We start from the raw sequence: 22549 nt of genomic DNA, 5'->3' as shown, positions 1-22549 counted from the left end.
AATCACTCTGGTTCGTGCCAGGCGTTAGTTAATGCTGGCCGTGTTGGCCGGCTCGGACGGGCGCTTCTCACCGGCGTAGGGTACGCGAAAACCGTTCGCCGCCAGCCAACCGATGGCGGCCCTCGGTTCGTCGGTCTGGATGATGGTCGCTCCGCGCTCGACCCAGAAGCCGTAGGTCTCGCGCGGCAGGCTGGCCGCCACCGCCAGCTCGTCGCCGCGGCCGCCGGCGAGGAAGCCACCCGGCTTGTTGACGATGGCGTAGGTGTCGGCCCAGATGTGCCAGTCGCCCCTCACCGCCAGCGCGCGCATGCGCGGGCTGAACAGCGGACCGCCGGTCTCCGTCAGTGTCTCCGATCCCATGCGCCAGTTGATCATCTCGACTGCGCGCACCGGGAAGGCCTGGCTGACTTTCTCGGCAAACATGGCGTCGCGAACCGCGTCATCGGCGATGATCGGCATGAACTGGAAGCCGCTGCCGATCGCGTCCATGGCAGCCTTGACCGTGGTGATCCTCTCCGCACTCCACAGGTTCTCCTTGACGATCACCTGTTCGGCCATGCCGAGATCGCGCGCAACCGCAATCATGCCCGCCAGGCTATCGACATCGAGCTTGTTGTCGAGATTGATGAGGATCCTGTCCCTGGTCGCCATCAACATTTCGCCCAAGGTCGAGACCGTCTCGCCGGTAACGGCGCCGGTGCCTTCGATCACTAAACGGCACGTCTTGAGTTCGGCCAGCATTCGGTTGACCACCTCGCCCTTGCAGGTCGTGGTGCGGTCAAGCCAGCTGTCATGCATGACGACGAATTCGCCGTCCTTCGAGCGCCTGATGTCGACCTCGACGATTTCGGCGCCCATTGCGATCGACGCCTCGACGGCGGCGATCGAATTTTCGGGATAGAGCGTCTTGCCGGCCTGCATGCCACCGGCGCGGTGCGCGGCCACCATCACATGGTCGCGCCATTGGTTGGCGTGCTCGAACCGGTCGAGAATCTGCCTGGCGCGCGTTTCGCCTGCCGATGCATGACCAAGGGAGACCACCAGCGCCGCGGAAAGCACAAGGCTCAGCCAAATCGTTCGCATGAGAATCGCTCCGTACCGGGATCGCACCCCGGTTAAGCGATGCCCGTGACAGGCAGGTGAACGAAGCCGGCTTGCAAAATGCCGGAAAATCAGTTCAGCGACGGCCGAAGCAGTCGGCGGCGGCTACTTTTGCTTGCCAGGCAATCTCCTGGCGAGCCATGCGGGGTTCGCCTGGCGAGCAAGGATTTGTGACCGGATCGAATGGCCATGATCCTCCCCAGGGGTCGCAATTCTGAGAATTATGTCCAATAAGGTTGCGTGTCGACGCACAGGAGATATCTTCATGCCGCCAAGGACCATCGATCACGCCTTCACCACCCGCTCCAGGACGGGTGCGTCGTTCGAGCCGACCTATGCCGGCGCGCTGTCGTTCATGCGGCGCAAATATTCGAAGGACGTGAAGGACGCCGATGCAGTGGTATGGGGCATTCCCTTCGACGCTGCGGTCACCAATCGGCCGGGCGCCCGTTTCGGACCGCAGGCGATTCGCCGCGCCTCGGCCATCCTCGACAACGATCCGCAATATCCGTTTTCGCGCGACCTGTTCGAACAGCTTGCCGTTGTCGATTATGGCGACTGCCTGCTCGACAGCGGCAATCACCAGAAGACGCCTGCCACGATCGAACGCGAAGCGGCGAAGATCCTGAAATCCGGCGCCTTTCTGCTGTCACTCGGCGGCGATCACTTCGTCACCTGGCCGCTGCTCAAGGCGCATGCCGCCATCCACGGCCCGCTGGCTCTGGTGCAGTTCGACGCACACCAGGACACCTGGCCCGACGACGGCAAGCGCATCGATCACGGCTCCTTCGTCGGCCGTGCGGTCAAGGAGGGCATCATCGACCCCGACCGGTCGATCCAGATCGGCATCCGCACCCATGCGCCCGACACGTTCGGCATCAAGATCCTGTATGGTCATGAAGTGGAGGAAATGCGTGCGTCCGACATCGCCTATGCCATCGTCGACCGCACCGGCGGCAAGAAGGCCTACGTCACTTTCGACATCGATTGCCTGGATCCGGCTTTTGCGCCCGGCACCGGAACGCCGGTCGCGGGAGGCCCGTCTTCGGCAAAGATCCTGTCGGTGCTGCGCCAGATCAACCAGATCGATATCGTCGGCGCCGACGTCGTCGAGGTTGCGCCAGCCTATGATCACGCCGATATAACGGCAATTGCCGGGTCAATGGTGGCCATGCACTATCTCGGGCTGCTGGCGGAACGAAAGGCGCGGCTCGAGGAAATGAACCAGGGCAATCACAGCGTTGCCGGATTGAATCAGGCAAGCGGCATATAGCTTTGAGATAACAGGAATTTTGGCAAGCAATGAAACCGAAAATCTTCATCGACGGCGAGCACGGCACCACCGGTCTGCAGATAAGGGCGCTGCTTGCCGAGCGCGGCGACCTGGAAATCATCTCCATCCCGACCGAGCGCCGCAAGGAAACGGCAGCGCGCGCCGAGTTCCTCAATGCTGCCGATGTCGCGATCCTCTGTCTGCCGGACGCGGCCGCCAAGGAAAGCGTTTCGCTGATCGCCAATGACACCACCAAGGTGATCGACGCCTCGACGGCGCATCGTGTCGCCGATGGGTGGGAATATGGTTTCGCCGAAATGGACAAGGACCAGGCGAAGAAGATCGCTTCGGCGAAGCGCGTCGCCAATCCGGGCTGCTGGCCCCAAGGACCGATCGCGACGCTGCGGCCGCTGATTGCGGCGGGCCTGCTGCCGGCCGATTTTCCGGTCACCGTCAACGGCATTTCCGGCTATTCCGGCGGCGGCCGGCCGATGATCGAGGATTATGTCGCCAAGGGCGAGGATGCGCCGGAATTCCTGCCCTACGGGCTGACGCTGCAGCACAAGCACGTGCCTGAGCTCAGGACCTATGCCAGGCTTTCGTACGATCCGATCATGCAGCCGGCGGTCGGCAATTTCGCGCAAGGCATGATCACCGTGGTGCCGCTGCAACTCGGCGGCCTCGACCATGTGCCGACCGGCGCCGAGCTTCACGCTGCGATCGCCGATCATTTCGCTTCCATCGTTGGCGGCGTGGTCGAGGTGGCGCCGTATCTGCATCAGGAACGCGTGCCTGAGATCGATCCGGAGATCTATAACGGCACCAACCGGATGAAGCTCTACGTCTTCGCCAATGACGATCGAGCGCAGGCGCTGCTGCTTGCGGTCTACGACAATCTCGGCAAGGGCGCCTCGGGCGCCGCCGTGCAGAACATGGATCTGATGCTCGGCCTCTGAATGGATGCGCCGGCATTTCCGAAGCGCTGGAAGGTCGGCGCGCCCGAACTGATCGTCGAAACGTTCAGCAGCCGCATCTGGAAGGTCGCGCGCGAGGACGGCTCGCCGGCAATCGTCAAGGATCTAAAGCCTTTCGACGATGTCGAGGACGAGTTGCGTGGCGAGCATTTCCTCGCCTGGCGACGCGGCGAAGGCGCGGTGCGGCTGCTCGGCGGCGACGGCCACCGCATGCTGCTCGAATACGCCGGCGAAATCTCGCTGTCACAGATCATTGCGGATCAGGACGACAATGGCGCCACCGCCATCGCGGCGGAGGTGATGGCCAGACTGCTCTCGCCGTCGACGCATCCTGCCCCGCCGGACCTTCAGCCGCTGCGGACACGGTTTTTCAGCCTGTTCAGAAAGGCGAAGGCCGATCGCGCCGCCGGCGAAAGGAGCCTGTATGTCGAAGCTGCCGAAATCGCGGAACGGCTGTTGTCCAATCCGCATGACGCGCGGCCGCTGCATGGCGACCTGCATCACGACAACATCATGCACGGTCCACGTGGCTGGCTGGCGATCGATCCGAAGGGCGTTCTCGGCGACCCTGGCTTCGATGCCGCCAACATGTTCTACAACCCGCTCGACCGAGACGATCTTTGCCTCGATCCGCGGCGGATCGCCCATATGGCGCAAGTCTTTGCAGCAACGCTCGGCCAGACGGCGCCCGCCATACTGGACCACGCCATTGCTTATGGCTGCCTGTCGGCTGCATGGCACCATGAAGATCGCAATGCGGTCGACGAAAACCGCGAGCTGGCGATTGCCGCGGCAATCCGGCGGGTGCGGCTCAGCCTCTGAGAGCAATCTCGTGGGGCAGCGGGTATGCGCCCTTGGTACCGCGCCAATGCGCGGCGGCGAAGCCCAGCAGAACCAGCGCGAATGCCTGATGCGTCAGGGCCATGTGCAGCGGCACCTGCATCAATAGCGTGCCGATGCCGATCGATGCCTGCACCACAACAATCAGGAACAGCAGCGTCGCGCGTCGAGCATGCGTCGTGCCCGGCAGACGCCCGCGTGTCGCAATCATGTGCCAGAGCGCGACCGCGAAGATCGTGTAGGCGCCGACCCGGTGGACGAACTGCACCGTCTTCGGATTTTCGAAGAAATTGCGCCATGCCGGCTCGAGCAGCAGCAGGTCGCCGGGGACCAGCTTGCCGTCCATCAGCGGCCAGGTGTTGTAGCTCAAGCCGGCATCTAGCCCTGCGACCAGCCCGCCGAGATAGATCTGGACCAGCGCCAGCAGCACCAGGAAGCCGGCCAGACGTTGCGTCGAGCGGTCGGCGGCAGGTTCCGAGTGCGGCGCCAGCCCACGCGCGACCACCATGGTCGCCGTAAAGATAAGCGCCGCCAACGTCAGATGCGTCGCCAGCCGGTATTGGCTGACCGAAACCCGGTCAACCAACCCGGACGCCACCATCCACCAGCCTATCGCGCCCTGCAGTCCGCCGAGCAGGAGGATGCCCGACAATTTCGTGCCGAGGCCCGGCTCGATGCGGCGCGTCGCCCAGAAGAACAGCAGCGGCAGGGCGAAGACCACGCCGACACTGCGCGCCAGGATGCGGTGCACCCATTCCCACCAGAAGATCGATTTGAACGCCTCGATGCTCATGCCCTTGTTGAGTTCGGCATATTGTGGGATCTGCTGGTAGCGCACGAACTCCTCCTGCCACTCGGCATCATTGAGCGGCGGGATGACGCCGTGTATCGGCTGCCATTCGGTGATCGACAGGCCGGAATTGGTGAGCCTTGTAGCGCCGCCGACCAGTACCAGCGCAAACACCACCAGAAGCACGACATAGAGCCAACCGCGTACCAGCGCGCGGTTGCGAAGGTCGGGATCGCGGGCGGCGAAAGGCGCGGCATCGGATATGGCAGCAGCCATGGATTTGTCCCGGCAGTTGAACTCGCGGATTGGTGAACCATCGCAACCCGGCTTGCAAGACCGGACAGCGCGGCACGCCGTCGCGCCGTTTCCGGCGGGTTGCGCGTATTGGCTGTTCGGCCTAAGCGATAACGATCAACGAGATCGCGCCATGCCCATTCGCCTGAAAAAGCTGATCGGAAGCTTCCTGCTGGTAGTGCTGGTCATAGTCTATGCACTGGTCGCCTCGATCGTGGCGGTCGCCCAATTGTCGCAATCCGGGCCGCTGGCGCACTTCATCTTCTTCCTGCTCAGTGGGCTTTTGTGGGTGCTGCCGGCGATGGGCATCATCAAATGGCTGATCCTGGAGCCGCGGCCGAAGAGCCGAGGCAACAGTTAGATCGTCACCACCGTCTTGCCGGCATTGGCCAGCGGCGTCGTCACGCCCGACAGCATGGTTCGGATGTGGGCGACGCTCTGATAGCGGCCGTTGACCGAAATGCGCGGCAGGGCATGCAGGAACTCGGCATGCTCGGCGCGGAGTATGCCGTGGCGGGTCGTCACCGCCGAGGCATAGCCGGCATCGCGAACTAGGCCCACTTCGCGGCGGCCGACGGCGCTGGCATAACCATAGGGATAGGCGAAATGGCGCGGCTCCTCGCCGAGTTTGGCCTGCAATATGCGCTTGACGTCGCCGATCTCATGTCGCGCATCGCTCTCGGAAAGCCGCTTCAGATTGCAGTGATTGACGCTATGTGCGCCGATCGTCACCAGCGGGTGCGCGGCCATGGTGCGGATCTCGTCCCAGTTCATCAGCGTGCTCGGGCGCGGACCGCCCAACTCGATGCCGTTCGAGCGCGCCAGATCCCGCAACACCGCACGCTGGTCCTGCTCGCGCACCTTCAGCGTCAGATGAGCGTGCAGGCGCGCATTGGCCTGGACCTTTTTTCCCGGACTCGAGCAGTCGATCGTCACCGGGCCATCCGGCGCCGTCAGCGTCAGGCGATCGCGCGCATTGACGATGTCCTCGACCACGTCCCACCACAAATCGGCAGCGCCGTCGATCAGTCCAGGCGCGACGTAGATGGTGATCGGCGCGCCGTGTTTCTCCAGCACCGGCAGCGCCTCGGTCATGTTGTCTCGATAGGCGTCGTCGGCGGTGATCGTCGCAAACTGGCCGCCGTCCTTGTCGCCAGCCTTGATGCGCTCGATCGCCTCGTCAAGCGTGACGAAACTGTAGCCGTTCGCCTTCATGTCGGCGATCACGGTGTCGAGAAACCCAGGCGCGATATTCAAGTGGCGGTTGACGCCGTTCGGCTTTTCCGGTGTTGCGGTGACCCGATGCAGCATCAGGATGGCGCCGAGGCCGCCGATAAACGGCTTGGCCAGCGGCGCGAGACCGGAATAACGGGCGAGATTGAGCGCCAGTTTGCGGATTGCCTCGCCCGCGTCGATCATTCATTCACCTTTTGCGCCTAAGCTCATCAAGCATGGAATGCGCCTGCGCGGACCCCCAATCGCGACGAATACGCCCTAAGGATTGAGGTATGGTTGACGCCACCGCATCATTTGACGGCAATCGGCTGGCAAGCAGCGAGGCGTCGCCGTGTGTCTTGCCGGCCGGCAAGGCCGGCCTGTCAACCTCGGTCGCCGATGGTGCGGCGCTGGCGGCGTACGCAGAATTCTGCCATTCGGCGCTTTTTGCCCCGGCGCAGAGCGCAGGCTGGATCCGGAACTGGGCCGCACATACCGGCGCCGACGTTGTCGTTGCGACGCTGCGCGCCGACGACAGGCCGGTCTTCTCGTTGGCGCTGGAGGTCACTCGCAGTGGAGCGTTCCGCGTCGCCCGGTTCATGGGCGGCCGCCATGCGAACGGCAATTTTGCCGCCGCCGAACCGCAATGGCTGGAGAATGCCGATAGCGCGGCGATCCGCTTGATGCTGGCTGCAATTGCCAAGGCGCGACGCGACATCGATCTTGTCGCGCTAGAGCGGCTGCTGCCCGATCTCGACGGCGTTGCCAACCCGCTCTCCGCCTTGCCGCATTTTTCGAGCCCCAATCTGTCGCTGGCCGCCAGTCTTGTAGGAGGATTTGATGCGCTGCTCACCCGCGTGAGCGGCAAGCGCAGGCGCAAGAAACATCGCTCGCAGGCGCGCAAGTTCGAGGCCGTCGGCAGCTATCGTCGCATCGAGGCGAAGACTGCGGACGAGGTGCACATGCTGCTCGATGCCTTTTTCGAGATGAAGGAATTCCGCTTTCGCAAGATGGGTATCGCCAATGTTTTCGGTGAAGCGGAGGTGCGCGCTTTTTTCCGCTCGCTGTTTGCCGACGCGCTTCAAGAGGAAGATCCGTCCTTCGTCCTGCATGGGCTGGAAGTCGCCGGCAAGCTCCGTGCTGTCACCGGATCGAGCCGCTCGGGCAAGCGGCTGATCTGCGAATTCGGGGCGATTGCCGAGGACGACCTCGCACACACCAGCCCGGGCGACTTCCTGTTCTTTGAGAACATCCAGGAAGCCTGCGAGGCGGGTTTCAAAATCTATGATTTCTCGGTTGGCGACGAACCCTACAAGCGATTGTGGTGCGATGTCGAAACGCAGCATTTCGAGGTGCTGGTTCCGCTGACGCTGAAGGGTCGTGCGCTGGCGCTTGCGCTGAGGCACGGCGCAAGCCTGAAGGCATTCATCAAGCACAGCCCAATGGTCTGGAAGCTGACCAAGCTGCTGCGCCGCAAAGCCGTGGGGCGGACAGCACCGGCCGCAGGCGAAGACGACAGCTGATTTCGATTTGAGAAAACTGCCTCAGGCGGCCGAGCGCCGTCCCGGCATTGGCCCCGGCGCCACATGGCCGATTGGCGTGACCAGCGTCAGGTCAGGATAGCCGCTCTCGATGAGCGCGATCGCGGCCTGCGTCACCTCGTCGTCCGGCTCCAGCATGGAGAGCAAGACCTCGGTCCCCGCGCCCACCAGGCGGCTGATGCCTTGCGCGTCGGCCGGTCCGCATTCGACCACGACCAGATCGTAGGCGGTGGTCAGCGACTGCATGATGATCGGCAGCCGGTCGGCGGCGCGCATGGCGCGGACCGGATCGGCTGTGCCGACGGGAATAACGTGGCAGTCCGAATAGAGATCGGGATGGATCACATCGCTGAACTGCGCTTGCGAGGCGAGCAGATCGGTGATGCCCGGAAACAGCCCGCTGTCCAGCATCGGCCGCGAGGCGGCACCCGAAGCGGTGAGATCAAGCAGCAGCACGCGTAGCCCGGCGTCAGAGACCGCACGCGCCACCAGCACCGCCGAGGCGGCCGCCTCGTCGCCTTCCGGCGACACGAATATGGCGCGGGCGGCACCGGTGGCGATCAGTTTTTCCGCGGCCTTGTCGATGTCGACCTCGCCGAGGACAGAACGTGCCGGTTCAATGTCTGCAGCAGCCATTTCAGAGTACTCCGGTTCGATTTTCTCGGCAGCCGCTTCCGCCACCGCGACGGGTTCCGGCTCCACTTTGGTCTCGATAATCTTGTCGTCGTCGGTCTCATCGATCTCGGCGGCTGCCGGTTCGGGCCGGGCAATCGGTGGGTCGGGCTCGGCCATTACGCGTTCGGCCTGGACAGCCGGCATCGCAACCTGCTCGATGCGCTCGAAATGGGCACCGGCGGCCGGACGCATGGCGCGGCCGGAAAACAGTTCCTGCAGCAGCGTGACAATCGCCATGATGAGCAACGAGCCGACAAAGGCCGCACTGACAATCGGACCAATCTTGGGGAAATAGGGTTCGGCCGGCACCTGGGCCTCCGAAAATACGCGAGCATCGACAGGCAGGTAGTTGCGATCCTTGCGTGCAGCCGCCTGGAGATAGCTGGACGAATAGAGATCGAGCTGCTGACGCTTGGTCGCTGCATCACGCTGCAGCGCATCGAGTTCCACCTGCTCTTCGCCGGCGCGGGCGGACGCCGCCTTCAGCGTGTTGACGTCTGCCACGAGTTGAGCCTCTCGCGCCTTCGCCGTCTCGGCCTGCGCCATCAGACCCTTCATGATCTTTTCCGCTTCGTTGCGGATTTGGCGGTCGAGATCGGCGAGCTGCGACTTCAGCGCGCGGATGCGCGGATGGTTGTCGAGCAAGGTGGTGGAAAGGTCGGCGATGTTATTCTTGAGTTCGACTTGCCGCTCGCGCAGGCGCTGGATCAGTTCGGAAGACAACACCTCCGGAACGGCATCCAGCGAGCCGCCATTGCGCAGCGCCCTGCGCACGCCGTCAGCGGTCGCTTCCGCCGAAGCGCGATTGGCGCGCACGCGTGACAGTTCGCTCGACAATTCGGACAGCTGCTGGGTGGCAAGCACCGAATTGTTGCCGCCCATCAAAAGATCGGACTGCGCACGGAATGCGGCAACCTTGGCTTCCGCCTCCTTCACCCGGTTCTGCAGATCCGCGATTTCCGGGGCCAGAAAGTCGGTGGCGGCGGAATTCGATTCGAGCTTGGCATTGCCCTTGGAGGCGATATAGGCATTTGCAATGGCGTTCGGGATCGCGGCGGCAAGCTTTGGATCCTCTGACGAGAACTCGATTGCGATCGCGCGGGTTTTTTCAACGCCATAGACGTTGAGCTTCTCATGCATTGCGTCCAGCACGCGCTCTTCCAGCGGAATCTCGAACGGATCGCTTTTCAAGCCAACAAGGACAAGGGCGCGGCTCAGCGCCGACATCTTCAGCGCCTCGTCGAATTCGGGCAATTTCGCCAGGTTGAGCTTCGCCGCCACCTGCTTGAGGATGTCGGGGGACGAGATGATCTGGACCTCGGTGGCCACAGCCTCTTCGTCGGGAATCGACCGCTCGTTGCCGTTGGCCCCGGCTGGCCGCGTGAACTCCGATTCTCGAGGCCCGATCTCCAGCTTGGCTGCCGCCTTGTATTCGGGCGTTGCAAGCCAGGCGAGCGCAAAGGCCAGGCCGGTTACAACCAGCGCGACGACAAGGATACGCAGCCAGTTTCGCGCCAGGCTGGCGAAAAGCTGCCTGAGATCGACGTCGACATCTGCGGCCGCGGATTGAACGGACATGCATCCCTGCTCCGGTACTGAGTCAGCATGCACCGTAAACAACTATGGTAACTCAGCCGTTAATATCGCGGTAAGAACCTGTTAGGCTCTACTAACAATCAGCAAACAAGAGGCTGAAAACCATCTGCATTTGTCGATCCGGCCCGCATCGGCCGCGCGCCTTTACCGGCCATTAACCCTAACAGGATGATAACCGAGCTCGATCGTTAAGGTTTGCCGCAGAGTCGCCGGCTATTCAAAGGTACGTGTCCGCTCATGAAAAGCACTGCTCCCCTTTTCCGCGCGCTGCTTGCCGTATCGATGCTTTCGGGCTGCTCCAGCTACCGGCCGACGCCGGCCGCATTCCATGAAGTTCTCGACCAGCCCTATCGCCTCGGCGCCGGCGACCGCGTCCGCGTAACCGTGTTCGAGCAGGAAGGACTGACCAATACCTACAGCGTCGACCAGTCCGGCTATCTCTCGCTGCCGCTCGTCGGCAACGTGCCGGCGCGCGGCCACACCGCCCAGCAGCTCGAGGGCGAGATCGCCGAGAAACTGCGCCAGGGTTATTTGCGGGATCCCGATGTTTCGGTCGAAATCGATCGCTACCGGCCGATCTTCGTCATGGGTGAAGTGGGTGCGGCGGGGCAGTATTCCTACGTTCCAGGCCTGACCGTACAGAAAGCCGTCGCCATCGCCGGCGGGTTCACGCCGCGCGCCAACCAGGAAAGCGTCGACATCACCCGCGACATCAACGGCAAAGTGATAACCGGACGCGTGGTGACCTCCGATCCGCTACTACCCGGCGATACAGTCTATGTTCGCGAACGCCTGTTTTGATGTGCTGACCAAGTGGCGGACACACTCAGGATCGTCCACTGCTTTCGCTCACCGGTCGGAGGCATCTTCCGGCATGTGCGCGACCTGACCGAGGCTCAGGTCGCCGCCGGCCATGCCGTCGGCATCGTCTGCGATTCGACCACTGGCGGCGATTTCGAGGAACGGCTGTTCGAACAGATGAAAGGCAGCCTGGCGCTCGGCATTCATCGCACCCCGATGCAGCGGCATGTCGGGCCAGGCGATCTCGCTTCGGCCCGGCGCACCTATAGGATCATAAAAGAATTGCGGCCGGACGTGCTGCACGGGCATGGCGCCAAAGGTGGCGCCTATGCCCGTCTGTTCGGCTCATTGTTGCGGGTATCCAGGTCTCGCGTAGCCCGCCTTTATTCGCCGCATGGCGGCTCGCTTCACTATGACGAGACTACCGCCATGGGGAAGCTGTTCTTCGCGCTCGAGCGCTTCATGGCTCGCTTCACCGATTGCCTGCTGTTTGTTTCCGATTATGAGCGGCGGACTTATCGCAGGAAGGTCGGCGAGCCGCCCATTCCGAACGCTCTCGTCCACAACGGCCTGCGCGGCGCCGAGTTCGAGCCGGTGTGGACCGAGCACGATGCGGTTGACCTCCTCTATATCGGCATGATGCGAGACCTCAAAGGCCCCGACATCTTCATCGATGCGCTGGGGCTAGCCGCGACACGCCTCGGCCGCCCATTGAAGGCGCTGATGGTCGGCGACGGCGACGACCTGCCGCGCTATCGCGCCCAGGTGAATCAGCTCGGCCTCGAGGTCAGCTTCCTGGCGCCGATGCCGGCCAGGCTCGCCTTCACGCTGGCCGAACTGGTCGTCGTTCCCTCGCGCGCGGAAGCCATGCCCTATATCGTTCTGGAAGCGCTCGCCGCCGGCAAGCCGATCATCGCGACGGCGGTCGGCGGCATACCGGAAATCTTCGACACCGGCTCGCCTGCCCTGATCCGGCCCGACCCGCGCGAACTCGGCGACAAGATAAGCGCCGCATTGGCCGATCTCGACACCTACAAGGGCCTGATGCCCGGCCTCGCCGACCTCAAGGCACGCTTCGGCGCCGATGTAATGGCCGCTGAAATCGAAAAGGCTTATTTCGCCGCGCTCAAACAATAGAGCAACGGCTGCAAAAGGCCCCCCGGTGAAAGCGTCTCCAAAGCCATCTGTTGTTTCAAGGGTTTCTTAGCTCTCTTTTGCTATTCACCTGAGGGAAACCTGCGGACGCCCCATGAACGAAATCGACCCAGCGCGCCGTTTTTCGCTAGACGCGGTGCGCAAATTCGACGCCCCTGCCGAGAACAATACGGCCGGCGGCATGAACGATGTTGCCCGCCAGGTCGCCTCGCAATACCGGCGCGATACGATGTCGCCGATCATGGTGAGCGGCGTCCTGCGTATGGTGGAATTCGCGCTGCTGTTGGTGTCAGGTCTTGCCGTCTATTTCTATTATGTCGGCTTTTTCAACTATCTTGCCTGGCAATACTCACTGACAATCGCCGCCACCTCGTTCCTCGCGGTCGTTCTGTTCGACGTCACCGACTGCTACCAGATCGTCGCGTTGATGCGGCCGATCGCCAATTTCGGCCGTCTCCTGCTGGTCTGGGCCGGAACATTCGCCTTGATGGCGCTCACCGCCTTCACCATGAAAATGTCGGAAGACTATTCGCGCCTGCTCTTCGGCACGTGGTTCGTCGTCGGCTTCGTGCTGATCCTGGGTCTCCGCCTGGTGATGTCGAAGCTGATCAGGCGCTGGGCACGCGACGGGCGGATGGAGCGCCGCGCCGTCATCGTCGGCGGCGGCAAGGCGGCGGAGGTACTGATCCGCTCGGTCGAAAGGCAGCCCTACAACGACATCCGCATCTGCGGCATCTTCGACGACCGGGGCGACAAGCGGTCGCCGCCGGTTGTCGCCGGTTATCCCAAGCTCGGCACGATTTCCGAACTCATCGAATTTGCCCGCATCGCGCGCATCGACATGCTGATCGTATCGCTGCCGCTGACCGCCGAATCGCGCGTGCTGCAGTTATTGAAGAAGCTGTGGGTGCTGCCGGTCGACATCCGGCTATCGGCGCATTCGAACGCGCTGCAGTTCAGGCCGCGCGCCTATTCCTACATTGGCTCGGTGCCGATGCTAGATATCTTCGACAAGCCGATCAACGACTGGGATTCGGTCGCCAAGCGCGCCTTCGACATCGTCTTTTCGATCATCGGCATCATCGCGTTCTCGCCGGTGATGCTGGCGACCGCAATCGCGATCAAACTCGACAGCAAGGGGCCGGTGCTGTTCCACCAGAAGCGGCACGGCTTCAACAACGAGATCATCGAGGTCTACAAGTTCCGTTCGATGTACACCGACAAGGCGGACCCGACGGCGAAGCAGACCGTGACCAAGAACGATCCACGCGTCACCCGTGTCGGCCGCTTCATCCGCAAGACCTCGATCGACGAACTGCCGCAGTTCTTCAATTCGCTGTTCGGCTCGCTGTCGCTGGTCGGGCCGCGCCCGCACGCCATTGCCGCGCAGTCGCACAACCTCCTCTACAATGAGGTGGTCGACGGCTATTTCGCCCGTCACAAGGTCAAGCCCGGTGTGACCGGCTGGGCGCAGATCAATGGCTGGCGCGGCGAGATGGATACCAACGAGAAGATTCGCATGCGGACGGAATACGACCTCTATTACATCGAGAACTGGTCGCTCCTGTTCGACCTCAAAATCCTGTTCCTGACGCCGATCCGCCTGCTCAACACGGAAAACGCATATTGAGCGCGACGGCCTATGAATTGTCGGCTGCGGCGGTCAACGCCAAGCTGATTGCACTGATTGCGTCGGGGGCGGTTTTCCTCGGCGTCTTCCTGTCCGGCTTCGTCATTGCCGAGCCCGCGCCGTACGACCTCTATATGATCGGGCTGATCGTGGTGTGGCCCTTGTTCGGCCTGCGCATACAGCGCGTGGCGGTGCCGCTGCTGGTGCTGCTGGTTATCATGAACATCGGCGGCATGATCTCGATGACGCAGATGTCGGACCTCGCCGGCACGCCGCTCTATCTCGCCGTCTCGCTGTTCCTGGCCCTCACCGCGGTTTTCTTCGCTTCCGTTACGGCCGTCCGGCCCAGTCTCTATCGGGTGATCTTCGTCGCCTATGTGGTGTCGGCGGTGCTGACTTCGCTGGTCGGCATAGCCGGCTATTTCCATGCCTTTCCAGGAGCCGAGATCTTCACCAAATACGACCGCGCCGCCGGCGCCTTCCAGGACCCGAACGTGTTCGGGCCTTTCCTGGTGCTGCCTGGCATCTACCTGCTCTACCTGCTGCTTACCGGTTCGGTCGCGCGCATGCCGCTATTGGCGGTGCCGCTGCTGATCATCACCGCCGGCATCTTCTTTTCCTTTTCGCGCGGCGCCTGGGGCATGTTCGCCGTTTCGGCGATCCTGCTGACCGGTGCCTTGTTCCTGCAGAGCGCCAGCGGCAAGTTCAGGCTGCGCGTCGTCGTCATGACCATCGCCGCCGTCGGACTGCTGGTCATCGCGATGATCGTCATCCTGCAACTGCCGGGCGTCGCGGAGATGTTCTCGAACCGCGCGCAACTCGAACAAAGCTACGACACCGCCCGCCTCGGCCGCTTCGCCCGCTATACGATCGGCTTTCAGATGGCACTGGAGCATCCGTTCGGCATCGGCCCGCTCGTGTTCGGCAAGATGTTCGGCGAGGACACCCACGACATCTGGCTGAAGATGCTGATGGATTACGGCTGGCTCGGCTTCGTGTCGTTCCTGACGCTGACGTGCTGGACGATCGCCGCCGGCTTCCGCATTCTGCTGCGCGACCGGCCGTGGCAGCCTTATCTTCTATGCGCCTACGTCGCCTTCATCGGCAATATCGGGCTCGGCACCTTCATCGACATCGACCACTGGCGCCATGTCTACCTGCTGCTTGGCCTGATCTGGGGTGCCATCGCGCTCGAATACCGCCACCAGTGGCAGTTGCGGGCGGCGCAGCGACCGGCAATCCCCGTTGCTGTTACTTCAGGCAGGATAGCAACCGAATTCGGTTGACCGGAGCCGGTCTATCACGATACATCGCGACCGGTCCGGAGTGTAGCGCAGCCCGGTAGCGCACTTGACTGGGGGTCAAGGGGTCGTCGGTTCGAATCCGGCCACTCCGACCATTAAAATCCAAAGGCTTAGCCAGTTTTCCCCCAAACTGGCTATACAGACAATAGCCGCATTGCAGCCAGCGCAGCGTACGAAGGCGCGTGATCTCATCGAGGAATCGATCACGCATCACTTAGGCGCGAGGCACGGAGGCTGACGTCTAGCCAGAAGCCCACCGAGAAACCGCGCGGTAATGGCTAGGTAAGGTTTGCTGCGTACGCCAACCTTCACCGTGAGCCCGTGTTCCAGCTTCAATGAAAAAAGGTCCCGCCGCACATGCCAGAACGGCGGGACTCGATCAGGCGCCTTGCATCAGGCAGGGGTGACTCGGGGGTTGGGCATGCCCGGTGCGCGCGGATCGTAGTGAACCCTAGGCGCATCAGCTGCAATGCGTCCACCAACCGTCGGTTGGAAAGAACTAGTTCAATGCCGATGGCTGGCCTGACCTGAACAAGCGCCTGCTCAAGGCTTAGTTTCTTCCCGGGGAGGAGCTTTTTGGTCAGGACAATCAGGATAGGGCAATTCTTTACACGGAGAGGGCCGGTCGCGAACGCCGCCATAATGTTCCGCGAGTTTTGCGAAACCGTAGGCGAAGGCGAAAAGAAGCGCGAGGACAACCGCTATTCGGACGGCCATCCCGTATTGTAGCAGTATCCTCCCATTGGAGCGCGCGGCGTTTTGGTACGATTGAATGTTGAGTTCGAAAAAGGTTGGTTTTAGTTGAATCGCCGTCGTCCGCAGTTGTAAGGGCGAGCGGACGCTTCGAAGATGCCACGCGCTTTCGCCCTTTCAGGAGAGATGCAATGTCGCTTCAAGGAGTTGCCTGTCCTGCCGAGCTGACCATGTTGACCAGGGCACTTGATGCCCGATGCCGTGAACTAGGCCTCGCTGACGGCGATCCAGGCAGAGACGTGCTCGGCCGCAGGGTGATGGATTTATTTGAAAGCGGTCAGCTCAGCGCCGAAGATTTGAGACTGGCTCTGAGCGGCGAGATCTTTAACGCCAAAAATCCTATGGCCGCAGCCGGTGGGCTTTGATACGGCAAGCGGCTATCCGCGCAACCAATTGAATTGCTGGGCCAGCGTAGGCTTCCGTGTGCGCAAGAGCGCGTGTGAACAAATGTGATTTTGCGGTCGGCGCCAGACGGGCTAACTTTACCCATCGAACGAAAGAGGAGAGTGACCATGAAGACATTCCTCGCAATGGCTGCGGCACTGACCATGTCCATATCAGCTGCCTCTGCGGACTGCCCCGCGCATTCCAAGGTCCAGGCATCGGTCGACACGCAGACGAAGACAGCGAGCGTCGAGAAGGCCGATATGTCGACTGTCACGGACGCTCAGACGATCAAGAAAGAAGAGTCGCAGAAGACCGAATAGCGGTAGCGCTCAGCGGGTCCCAGGACCCGGATAAATGGCTACTGGCAAACATCCACCCATTCTGCGCCAACGAGTTCCGCCATGCGTTGCGGGCTGAGCCGCACGGCGGCGTTGGTTGCGCCTGCGGCGGGGACAACTTCGTCAAAGGCGCGCAGCGAGATGTCGCAATAGACCGGCAGCGGTGATGGCAGGCCGAACGGACATACGCCGCCGACGGGATGACCGGTCGCGGCGAACACCTGCTCGGCGTCCAGCATTCGCGCCTTGCCGCCGAACCGGTCCTTGAACTTGCGGTTGTCCAGCCTGGAGACCCCGCCGGCCACGATCAGCATCGTCTGGTCGCCGGCGCGCAAGCAGATCGTCTTGGCGATCTGCGCCGGCGCTACGCCGTGCGCTTCGGCTGCAAGAGGCACCGTCGCCGAGCTTGCCTCCGTGACGATGACGTCAATGTCGGGCGCGTGTGCGGCGAAGAAGGCGCGAACGGATTCGAGGCTCATCTCCAGCAATTTCCGTCTGGCGTCGCCGTGGCGGCCGGCAAGTCTACTACGTGGCCGAAAAAAACGAAGCCCGCCAGGGCGACCCATGGCGAGCTCGTGGAACAAAAGCATGGCACGCCGCTACGACACGGATCGCCTTTTGGCGGGCAACACGGCTTCATCAAACAGAGCGCTTTCCGGAAACTGAAGCGCGGAGGCAATACGCCGACGTTTCGAGGGATCGGCATCCTTGCCGCTTTCAATGTCGGCAATCTCATAGGCTGCCAGCCCGCACGCCAGGGACAGCTCTTCGATGCTGTATCCACGGGCTTCCCGGGCGGTTCGGACAGCACTGCGTTCAGGCGTAACCGCGCTCGCCGCCAGTTCGGAGTAAGGTTCGCGTTTTGCTATTTGGGGCATTGGCAACTCCGTGGGATGAAAGAGTTAGATCAAATCATGTTGTTGCCTGAGACGATCGGGAGAATGCCCGCTCGCCGGTGATTTGCCAAGCATCAAAGATAGCGTCACGGCATCGTGAACCGACGCCGGAATGAAGGCGGATGCCGGCGAGCCGACATCTGGCCGGATCGTCGGCAGACACAGTCCGGAAACAAAATTCTACAGGCCGGAAAAACTACCGAAAAACTCCAAGGCGATAGTCCCAACTGCAGCGCTCGAGTCACCAACCTGAATCAGTGACGCTCGAATTCCGCCTGCGCAAAAAGGAAACGATGTCATGAAGAAGCCTCTTCTCTCCGCCCTTGGACTTGCAATCGCACTTGCCCTTTCAATGCCGATCATCGGCGCAAGCAGCGCGAACGCAACGACGATGCAGACCACCGTCAAGAAGCATCACCGCCATCACTACCATCACCGCGTCCACCACTACCGCCACCACCACAAGAAGGTTGTGGCGAAGAAGTACTGAAAACACCCTCGGGCGAACGACCGGCAAGCAGGCGTTCTGGTCCTTGACCAAGGGCGGCGCGCTTGCCGGGTTTGCCGTGTCGGCGAAAAATGGCGGCGGTCCGCCGACCACCGCCATTTGCTTATCTCAACGTGCCGACCTTGAACGCGCTCGCGGCACGTTTTGCTGCCGGCCAGTGAGGAACAGACTGGCGACGAGCCCGACCAGAACCAGCCCGACAGCGGCCGCTGTCGCCGGGTGATCTCGGGCGGTCTGCTCGATCGCCCGGCCTTGCCTTCTGATTGCCGGCAAGGCGTGGCCGAGCCGCTCAGTGATATCCGAATAATAATCCGACGCGGTATCGCGCCCGTCTTCGTAAAAGGCGCCGCCCTGCTTCAACACGGCTTTCTTCAAGGTGGCCAGTTCCCTGGTCAAGGCCGCGACCTGCTTGTTCAGATCGGTGTCGGAGATGCTCGAAAGCGATGCCATGACGTGCTTCCTTCATCTGCAGAAGGAAGCCTAACGCATGACCCTGAAGACCGTTCCGGTCAACCCGGCGGGCTCTAGCGAACCTGATCGAGCAGGCGCTTGCATTCCAGGAGGTCGAATAGCGCCTCCTGCAGCAAAGCGCGATTGTCACGGGAAAGTTTTGACGTGTCCGGCGGAACCGGGCCTTCCTCGTCGGTCTTGCCTATGCCGAAAAAACGACGGCTGGGTTTCACCCTCGGCTGGCCGACCAGCATTTCGTCGTCCGGGCCGCGCGGCTGCGCCGCTTGCGTCAGCGGTACCGCGTCAGCCTGTCGGCGCTGCGAGATCGCCTCGACCGCCGCCATGTCGCCACTGCCGACGGCGATCAGAAACTGGTTGCCGTTCTCGCGCAACAGCTTCTGCACGCCCTTGATCGTATAGCCCTGATCGTAGAGCATATGGCGAATACCCTTGATCAGCTCGACGTCCTGCGGACGGTAGTAGCGGCGGCCGCCGCCGCGCTTCATCGGCTTGATCTGGTTGAAACGCGTCTCCCAGAAGCGCAGCACGTGCTGCGGCAAATCCAGATCCTCCGCGACCTCGCTGATGGTGCGGAAAGCATCGGGGCTCTTGTCCATGGACGAATCCTCACGCTAGAACATGATCGCGAAAGGTGGGAACCGGTTCGGGCGACATTACGCTTAACAAGGAGAGCAGCTTCCCGTCCCGTCGGAACGGATCACACCCAAATACCGATCCGGCCTGCCGAATCGCATCTTATTTCAGCGGTTTATGAAACAATATTCAAGCCCGGCGCAAAAGCAGGGTTCGTTTTTCAACCGAAGCCTGGAGCATGATTCTCGGCAAAGCGGGAGTGGACGTCTACTTGCTGCCCTTGGCTTTGCTGCTTTGATGGGAGCGCAGGATACGGTTCTTCAGCACGTTCGATGATTTGAAGGTCATCACCCGGCGCGGCAGGATTGGCACTTCCTCACCGGTCTTGGGATTGCGCCCGATGCGCTCGTTCTTGGAGCGGACATGGAAGGTCGCGAAGGACGACAGCTTCACCGTCTCGCCGCGAACGATCGCTTCGCAGATCTCATTCAGCACCGCCTCGACAAGCTCGGCGGATTCAGTACGTGACAGCCCAACCTTGCGATAAACGGCTTCGGCGAGGTCGGCGCGCGTAAGTGTCTTTCCCCCCATACGAACCGTCCCATCAGCTCAAAAACATAAATCGATACAAGCAACGGCAGAACCTAAGTAATTGATCCGTCAAGGTCAAGGACCCGAACCCGATAGTTCGGCACTTACCAGCGGAGCAGGACCGCGCCCCAGGTGAAGCCCCCGCCCATCGCCTCGAGCAGCACCAGGTCACCCTTTTTGATGCGACCATCGGCGACGGCCGCGGACAGTGCCAGCGGCACGGAAGCAGCCGAGGTATTACCGTGCAAATCGACGGTCACCACCACCTTCCGCTCCTCTATCCCGAGCTTTTTGGCCGAAGCGTCAATAATTCGTTTATTGGCTTGATGCGGCACGAACCAGTCGAGGTCGCCGGCGCTGATGCCGGCCTGTGCGAACGTCGCCTCGATGACGTCGGTGATCATGCCGACCGCGTGCTTGAACACTTCGCGGCCTTCCATCCTGAGGTGCCCGACCGTTCCTGTGGTCGACGGCCCACCGTCGACGAAAAGCTTGTCCTTGTGGATGCCGTCGGAGCGCAGGCTGGCTGCCAGAACGCCTCGGTCGCCGATGCCGCCTGCCCCCGTGCCTGCTTCCAGCACCATCGCGCCGGCGCCGTCGCCGAACAAGACGCAGGTCGAGCGGTCGTTCCAGTCGAGAATACGCGAAAACGTTTCCGAGCCGATCACCAGCACCCGTCTGGCCAAGCCGCCGCGGATATAGAGGTCGGCGGTCGTCACTGCATAGACGAAGCCGGAGCAGACCGCCTGCAGGTCGAAGGCAAAACCGTGGTGCATGCCGAGCCGGTTCTGGATCTCGACCGCCGTCGCGGGAAAGGTGTTGTTGGGCGTCGAGGTCGCCAGCACGATCAGGTCGACGTCGTCAGCCGTCAGGCCGGCGCTGTCGAGGGCTGCGCGCGCTGCCGCCTCGCCCAGCGAGGCCGTCGTCTCGTCGTCGGCCGCAATGTGGCGCTGGCGAATGCCGGTGCGCTGGACGATCCACTCGTCCGACGTCTCGACCATGCCTTCGAAATCGGCATTCTTCATAATGCGGCGAGGCAGCGCGGCGCCCGTGCCGCGCACGACTGATCTGATCAATACTCTTTCCTATTCCTTTGCGTCGATGACGACGTCGGATTTCCGGATTGTCTGGGCATTCGGATTGCGGGCATGGAACAGGTCGAGATCGGCCTCGATGCGGTCGAGCAGATTGTTGCGCACCATGTCGTAGCCAAGCTCGATCGCCGCCGCGAAGCCATCCGAATCAGCCCCGCCGTGGCTTTTCACCACGATGCCGTTCAACCCGAGGAAGACACCGCCATTGGAGCGGCCGACATCCATCTTCTCGCGCAGGCGATCGAAGGCGGTCTTGGCGAAGATATAGCCGATCCTGGCCATCAGCGTCCGGTTCATCGCCGCGCGCAGATAGCCGGCGATCTGCCTGACGGTGCCTTCCGCCGTCTTCAGCGCGATGTTGCCGGCAAATCCTTCGGTAACGACGACGTCGACACTGCCCTTGCCGATGTCGTCACCCTCGACAAAGCCATGGTAGTTCATCGAGGCCATGTTGGCCTCGCGCAGCATACGGCCCGCCTCCTTGACCTCCTCCTGACCCTTGATCTCCTCGACGCCGACATTGAGCAGGCCGACGCTCGGCCGTTCGATGCCGAAAACCGAGCGCGCCATGCCGGTGCCCAGAATGGCAAAATCAACCAGTTGATGCGCATCCGCGCCGATGGTGGCGCCGACGTCCAGCACCACGCTTTCGCCGCGCAATGTCGGCCAGAGCGCCGCGATTGCCGGGCGATCGATGGTCGCCATAGTGCGAAGGCAGAATCTGGACATCGCCATCAGCGCGCCGGTATTGCCGGCTGAGATGCAGGCGTCGGCAGTGCCTGCCTTAACCGCCTCGACGGCCTTCCACATCGATGATTTCCAGCGACCGTGGCGCAGCGCCTGGCTCGGCTTGTCGTCCATCCGCACTGCAATCTCGCAGTGGATGAACTCGCTCACTTCCGCCAGCTTGGGGAATTTTGCGAGTTCGGGCCGTACCACTTCCTCGCGCCCGTAAATGACGAAGCGTATATCCGGACGGCGGGTGGCGACAGTCATGAGCGCCGGGATGACCACGCTTGGCCCGTGATCGCCGCCCATGGCATCGATGGAAATCCTGATCACGCGGTGTTCATCTCACGGTTGCTTGGCCAGCGGGCTTGCCAAGATACGGGGCTCGCGAAGGTTCGGCGAAAATAACGGTTTTGGGCTGCCGCACAACCAACTTTTCTCAAATTGGGTCAGCCATCAGGATTTTCCCAACAGTGATCTGAGCTTTTGCTGGAATTCATTCTCCACAGGCTCGGCATCGCCGGCGGCCTCCAGCGACACACCCGGCTTGCGCGGATAGGGATCGATCGCCAAGCCAAAGAACTGCTCGGCAAGCGCCCCGACGTCGATCGTATCGCCCGAAAAGGTTTCCGGGCTGTCCGGGCCTTCGGCGTCGAGCAGGATCTCACCGCCGCCGTCGAAACCTTGCCGCCCGAGCTTGGATTGCTCTGGCAGGAACAGCGCTTCGAGCGGCTCGTCGATATGCGCCTCGACCGGGTCGAGGGTGACGATGCAGGCCTGCGTTATATCGGCCTCGACATGGCCGCTGACTTTTACCCCGTTGCGCTTCCAGGGCTCGACCAGGAGTTCGGCGCGATAGTTCTCGACCGAAAGCAGCTCGTGCTCGACGGCCAGCAGGGCGCGCTGCCCAGCGTCGGCATCGATCACCACCGGTAGCCCCTTTTGCGGCAGCCGGGCGACATTTGCCAGGAACGACACTGGGCTGTGGGTATCAGGATGTTTCATCTTCGCCTCCACTTC

The 22549-nt window shown here is 62.1% G+C and carries 24 protein-coding genes and 1 tRNA gene; 13 read left to right on the top strand and 12 right to left on the bottom strand.

What is annotated here, in order from left to right; translation table 11 throughout:
* Nucleotides 1-24: 24 nt before the first annotated feature.
* Entirely contained in the window at nucleotides 25-1083 is a 1059-nt protein-coding gene (locus NKH21_RS14450; protein WP_352865670.1) for a glycerophosphodiester phosphodiesterase family protein, read from the bottom strand.
* Nucleotides 1084-1366: 283 nt separating this feature from the next.
* Here NKH21_RS14450 and speB point away from each other — a divergent pair, with 283 nt between their 5' ends.
* From speB to NKH21_RS14435, 3 genes are read left to right on the top strand one after another with little or no spacing between them, the layout of a single operon-like run.
* The gene (gene speB / locus NKH21_RS14445; protein WP_352865668.1) at nucleotides 1367-2374 is read left to right on the top strand and encodes an agmatinase; all 1008 of its coding nucleotides are present in this window, start codon (nucleotides 1367-1369) and stop codon (nucleotides 2372-2374) included.
* A gap of 29 nt (nucleotides 2375-2403) precedes the next feature.
* On the top strand, nucleotides 2404-3330 hold the full coding sequence (gene argC / locus NKH21_RS14440) for an N-acetyl-gamma-glutamyl-phosphate reductase (RefSeq protein WP_352865666.1): 927 nt from the start codon (nucleotides 2404-2406) through the stop codon (nucleotides 3328-3330).
* A complete protein-coding gene (locus tag NKH21_RS14435; protein ID WP_352865663.1) occupies nucleotides 3331-4170 on the top strand; it encodes an aminoglycoside phosphotransferase family protein in 840 nt (279 codons plus the stop codon).
* On the opposite strand, the gene NKH21_RS14430 is transcribed toward NKH21_RS14435, so the two are convergent.
* Complete coding sequence (locus tag NKH21_RS14430; protein WP_352865660.1) at nucleotides 4160-5254, bottom strand: COX15/CtaA family protein; 1095 nt, start codon at nucleotides 5252-5254, stop codon at nucleotides 4160-4162. The genes NKH21_RS14435 and NKH21_RS14430 overlap by 11 nt on opposite strands.
* A 151-nt stretch (nucleotides 5255-5405) precedes the next feature.
* On the opposite strand from NKH21_RS14430, the gene NKH21_RS14425 reads away from it, so the two are divergent.
* Entirely contained in the window at nucleotides 5406-5633 is a 228-nt protein-coding gene (locus tag NKH21_RS14425; RefSeq protein WP_352865657.1) for a DUF2842 domain-containing protein, read from the top strand.
* On the opposite strand, the gene NKH21_RS14420 is transcribed toward NKH21_RS14425, so the two are convergent.
* Nucleotides 5630-6691, bottom strand: coding sequence for a polysaccharide deacetylase family protein (locus tag NKH21_RS14420; protein ID WP_352865655.1), 1062 nt, complete (start codon nucleotides 6689-6691; stop codon nucleotides 5630-5632). The two genes, NKH21_RS14425 and NKH21_RS14420, sit on opposite strands and share 4 nt — an antisense overlap.
* Nucleotides 6692-6780: 89 nt before the next feature.
* On the opposite strand from NKH21_RS14420, the gene NKH21_RS14415 reads away from it, so the two are divergent.
* Nucleotides 6781-8010 (top strand): GNAT family N-acetyltransferase, encoded by a 1230-nt coding sequence (locus tag NKH21_RS14415; protein WP_352865652.1) that lies wholly within the window; start codon nucleotides 6781-6783, stop codon nucleotides 8008-8010.
* 21 nt (nucleotides 8011-8031) lie between these two features.
* On the opposite strand, the gene NKH21_RS14410 is transcribed toward NKH21_RS14415, so the two are convergent.
* Nucleotides 8032-10281, bottom strand: coding sequence for a GumC family protein (locus tag NKH21_RS14410; RefSeq protein WP_352865649.1), 2250 nt, complete (start codon nucleotides 10279-10281; stop codon nucleotides 8032-8034).
* Between the two features lie 255 nt (nucleotides 10282-10536).
* Here NKH21_RS14410 and NKH21_RS14405 point away from each other — a divergent pair, with 255 nt between their 5' ends.
* The 7 genes from NKH21_RS14405 (at nucleotide 10537) to NKH21_RS14375 (ending at nucleotide 16649) form a co-directional block, all read left to right on the top strand.
* Nucleotides 10537-11100: a polysaccharide biosynthesis/export family protein gene (locus NKH21_RS14405; RefSeq protein ID WP_254817578.1), complete on the top strand. Its 564-nt coding sequence runs from the start codon at nucleotides 10537-10539 to the stop codon at nucleotides 11098-11100.
* A gap of 12 nt (nucleotides 11101-11112) precedes the next feature.
* On the top strand, nucleotides 11113-12237 hold the full coding sequence (locus tag NKH21_RS14400; RefSeq protein ID WP_352865646.1) for a glycosyltransferase family 4 protein: 1125 nt from the start codon (nucleotides 11113-11115) through the stop codon (nucleotides 12235-12237).
* A gap of 112 nt (nucleotides 12238-12349) precedes the next feature.
* A complete protein-coding gene (locus tag NKH21_RS14395) occupies nucleotides 12350-13885 on the top strand; it encodes an undecaprenyl-phosphate glucose phosphotransferase (RefSeq protein ID WP_352865643.1) in 1536 nt (511 codons plus the stop codon).
* Complete coding sequence (locus NKH21_RS14390; protein WP_352662739.1) at nucleotides 13882-15171, top strand: O-antigen ligase family protein; 1290 nt, start codon at nucleotides 13882-13884, stop codon at nucleotides 15169-15171. The genes NKH21_RS14395 and NKH21_RS14390 overlap by 4 nt, the downstream gene beginning before the upstream one ends.
* A 36-nt stretch (nucleotides 15172-15207) precedes the next feature.
* Nucleotides 15208-15284, top strand: a tRNA-Pro gene (locus NKH21_RS14385).
* A 789-nt stretch (nucleotides 15285-16073) separates the two neighbouring features.
* Nucleotides 16074-16307, top strand: coding sequence for a hypothetical protein (locus NKH21_RS14380; RefSeq protein ID WP_352662742.1), 234 nt, complete (start codon nucleotides 16074-16076; stop codon nucleotides 16305-16307).
* Between the two features lie 147 nt (nucleotides 16308-16454).
* Complete coding sequence (locus tag NKH21_RS14375) at nucleotides 16455-16649, top strand: hypothetical protein (RefSeq protein ID WP_352865639.1); 195 nt, start codon at nucleotides 16455-16457, stop codon at nucleotides 16647-16649.
* A gap of 38 nt (nucleotides 16650-16687) precedes the next feature.
* Here the strand turns inward: NKH21_RS14375 and NKH21_RS14370 are convergent, their stop codons facing one another.
* Both NKH21_RS14370 and NKH21_RS14365 read right to left on the bottom strand, forming a co-directional pair.
* On the bottom strand, nucleotides 16688-17146 hold the full coding sequence (locus NKH21_RS14370) for a YbaK/EbsC family protein (protein ID WP_352662748.1): 459 nt from the start codon (nucleotides 17144-17146) through the stop codon (nucleotides 16688-16690).
* Between the two features lie 120 nt (nucleotides 17147-17266).
* Nucleotides 17267-17545: a helix-turn-helix domain-containing protein gene (locus NKH21_RS14365; protein ID WP_352566102.1), complete on the bottom strand. Its 279-nt coding sequence runs from the start codon at nucleotides 17543-17545 to the stop codon at nucleotides 17267-17269.
* A 316-nt stretch (nucleotides 17546-17861) separates the two neighbouring features.
* Here NKH21_RS14365 and NKH21_RS14360 point away from each other — a divergent pair, with 316 nt between their 5' ends.
* Nucleotides 17862-18053 (top strand): hypothetical protein, encoded by a 192-nt coding sequence (locus NKH21_RS14360; protein WP_352662754.1) that lies wholly within the window; start codon nucleotides 17862-17864, stop codon nucleotides 18051-18053.
* 126 nt (nucleotides 18054-18179) lie between these two features.
* Here NKH21_RS14360 and NKH21_RS14355 read toward each other — a convergent pair whose 3' ends face one another.
* The 6 genes from NKH21_RS14355 to NKH21_RS14330 all read right to left on the bottom strand — a co-directional run bounded on the left by NKH21_RS14355 (nucleotide 18180) and on the right by NKH21_RS14330 (nucleotide 22534).
* Entirely contained in the window at nucleotides 18180-18521 is a 342-nt protein-coding gene (locus NKH21_RS14355; RefSeq protein ID WP_352662757.1) for a hypothetical protein, read from the bottom strand.
* Between the two features lie 74 nt (nucleotides 18522-18595).
* Nucleotides 18596-19138: a MerR family transcriptional regulator gene (locus NKH21_RS14350; protein WP_352662760.1), complete on the bottom strand. Its 543-nt coding sequence runs from the start codon at nucleotides 19136-19138 to the stop codon at nucleotides 18596-18598.
* Between the two features lie 244 nt (nucleotides 19139-19382).
* Nucleotides 19383-19706, bottom strand: coding sequence for an integration host factor subunit alpha (locus NKH21_RS14345; protein WP_352662763.1), 324 nt, complete (start codon nucleotides 19704-19706; stop codon nucleotides 19383-19385).
* A 104-nt stretch (nucleotides 19707-19810) separates the two neighbouring features.
* Entirely contained in the window at nucleotides 19811-20782 is a 972-nt protein-coding gene (locus NKH21_RS14340; protein ID WP_352662766.1) for a beta-ketoacyl-ACP synthase III, read from the bottom strand.
* A gap of 9 nt (nucleotides 20783-20791) precedes the next feature.
* Nucleotides 20792-21862: a phosphate acyltransferase PlsX gene (gene plsX / locus NKH21_RS14335; RefSeq protein ID WP_352449317.1), complete on the bottom strand. Its 1071-nt coding sequence runs from the start codon at nucleotides 21860-21862 to the stop codon at nucleotides 20792-20794.
* 123 nt (nucleotides 21863-21985) lie between these two features.
* Nucleotides 21986-22534, bottom strand: a complete 549-nt coding sequence (locus NKH21_RS14330) for a YceD family protein (RefSeq protein ID WP_352662769.1) — start codon at nucleotides 22532-22534, stop codon at nucleotides 21986-21988.
* Nucleotides 22535-22549: the final 15 nt, after the last annotated feature.

It is taken from the genome of Mesorhizobium sp. M1329 (assembly GCF_040318035.1).
In the GTDB taxonomy this organism is placed as follows: domain Bacteria; phylum Pseudomonadota; class Alphaproteobacteria; order Rhizobiales; family Rhizobiaceae; genus Mesorhizobium.
Note: the sequence above shows the minus strand (reverse complement) of the source record. Positions and strands in the feature narration are given on the sequence as shown.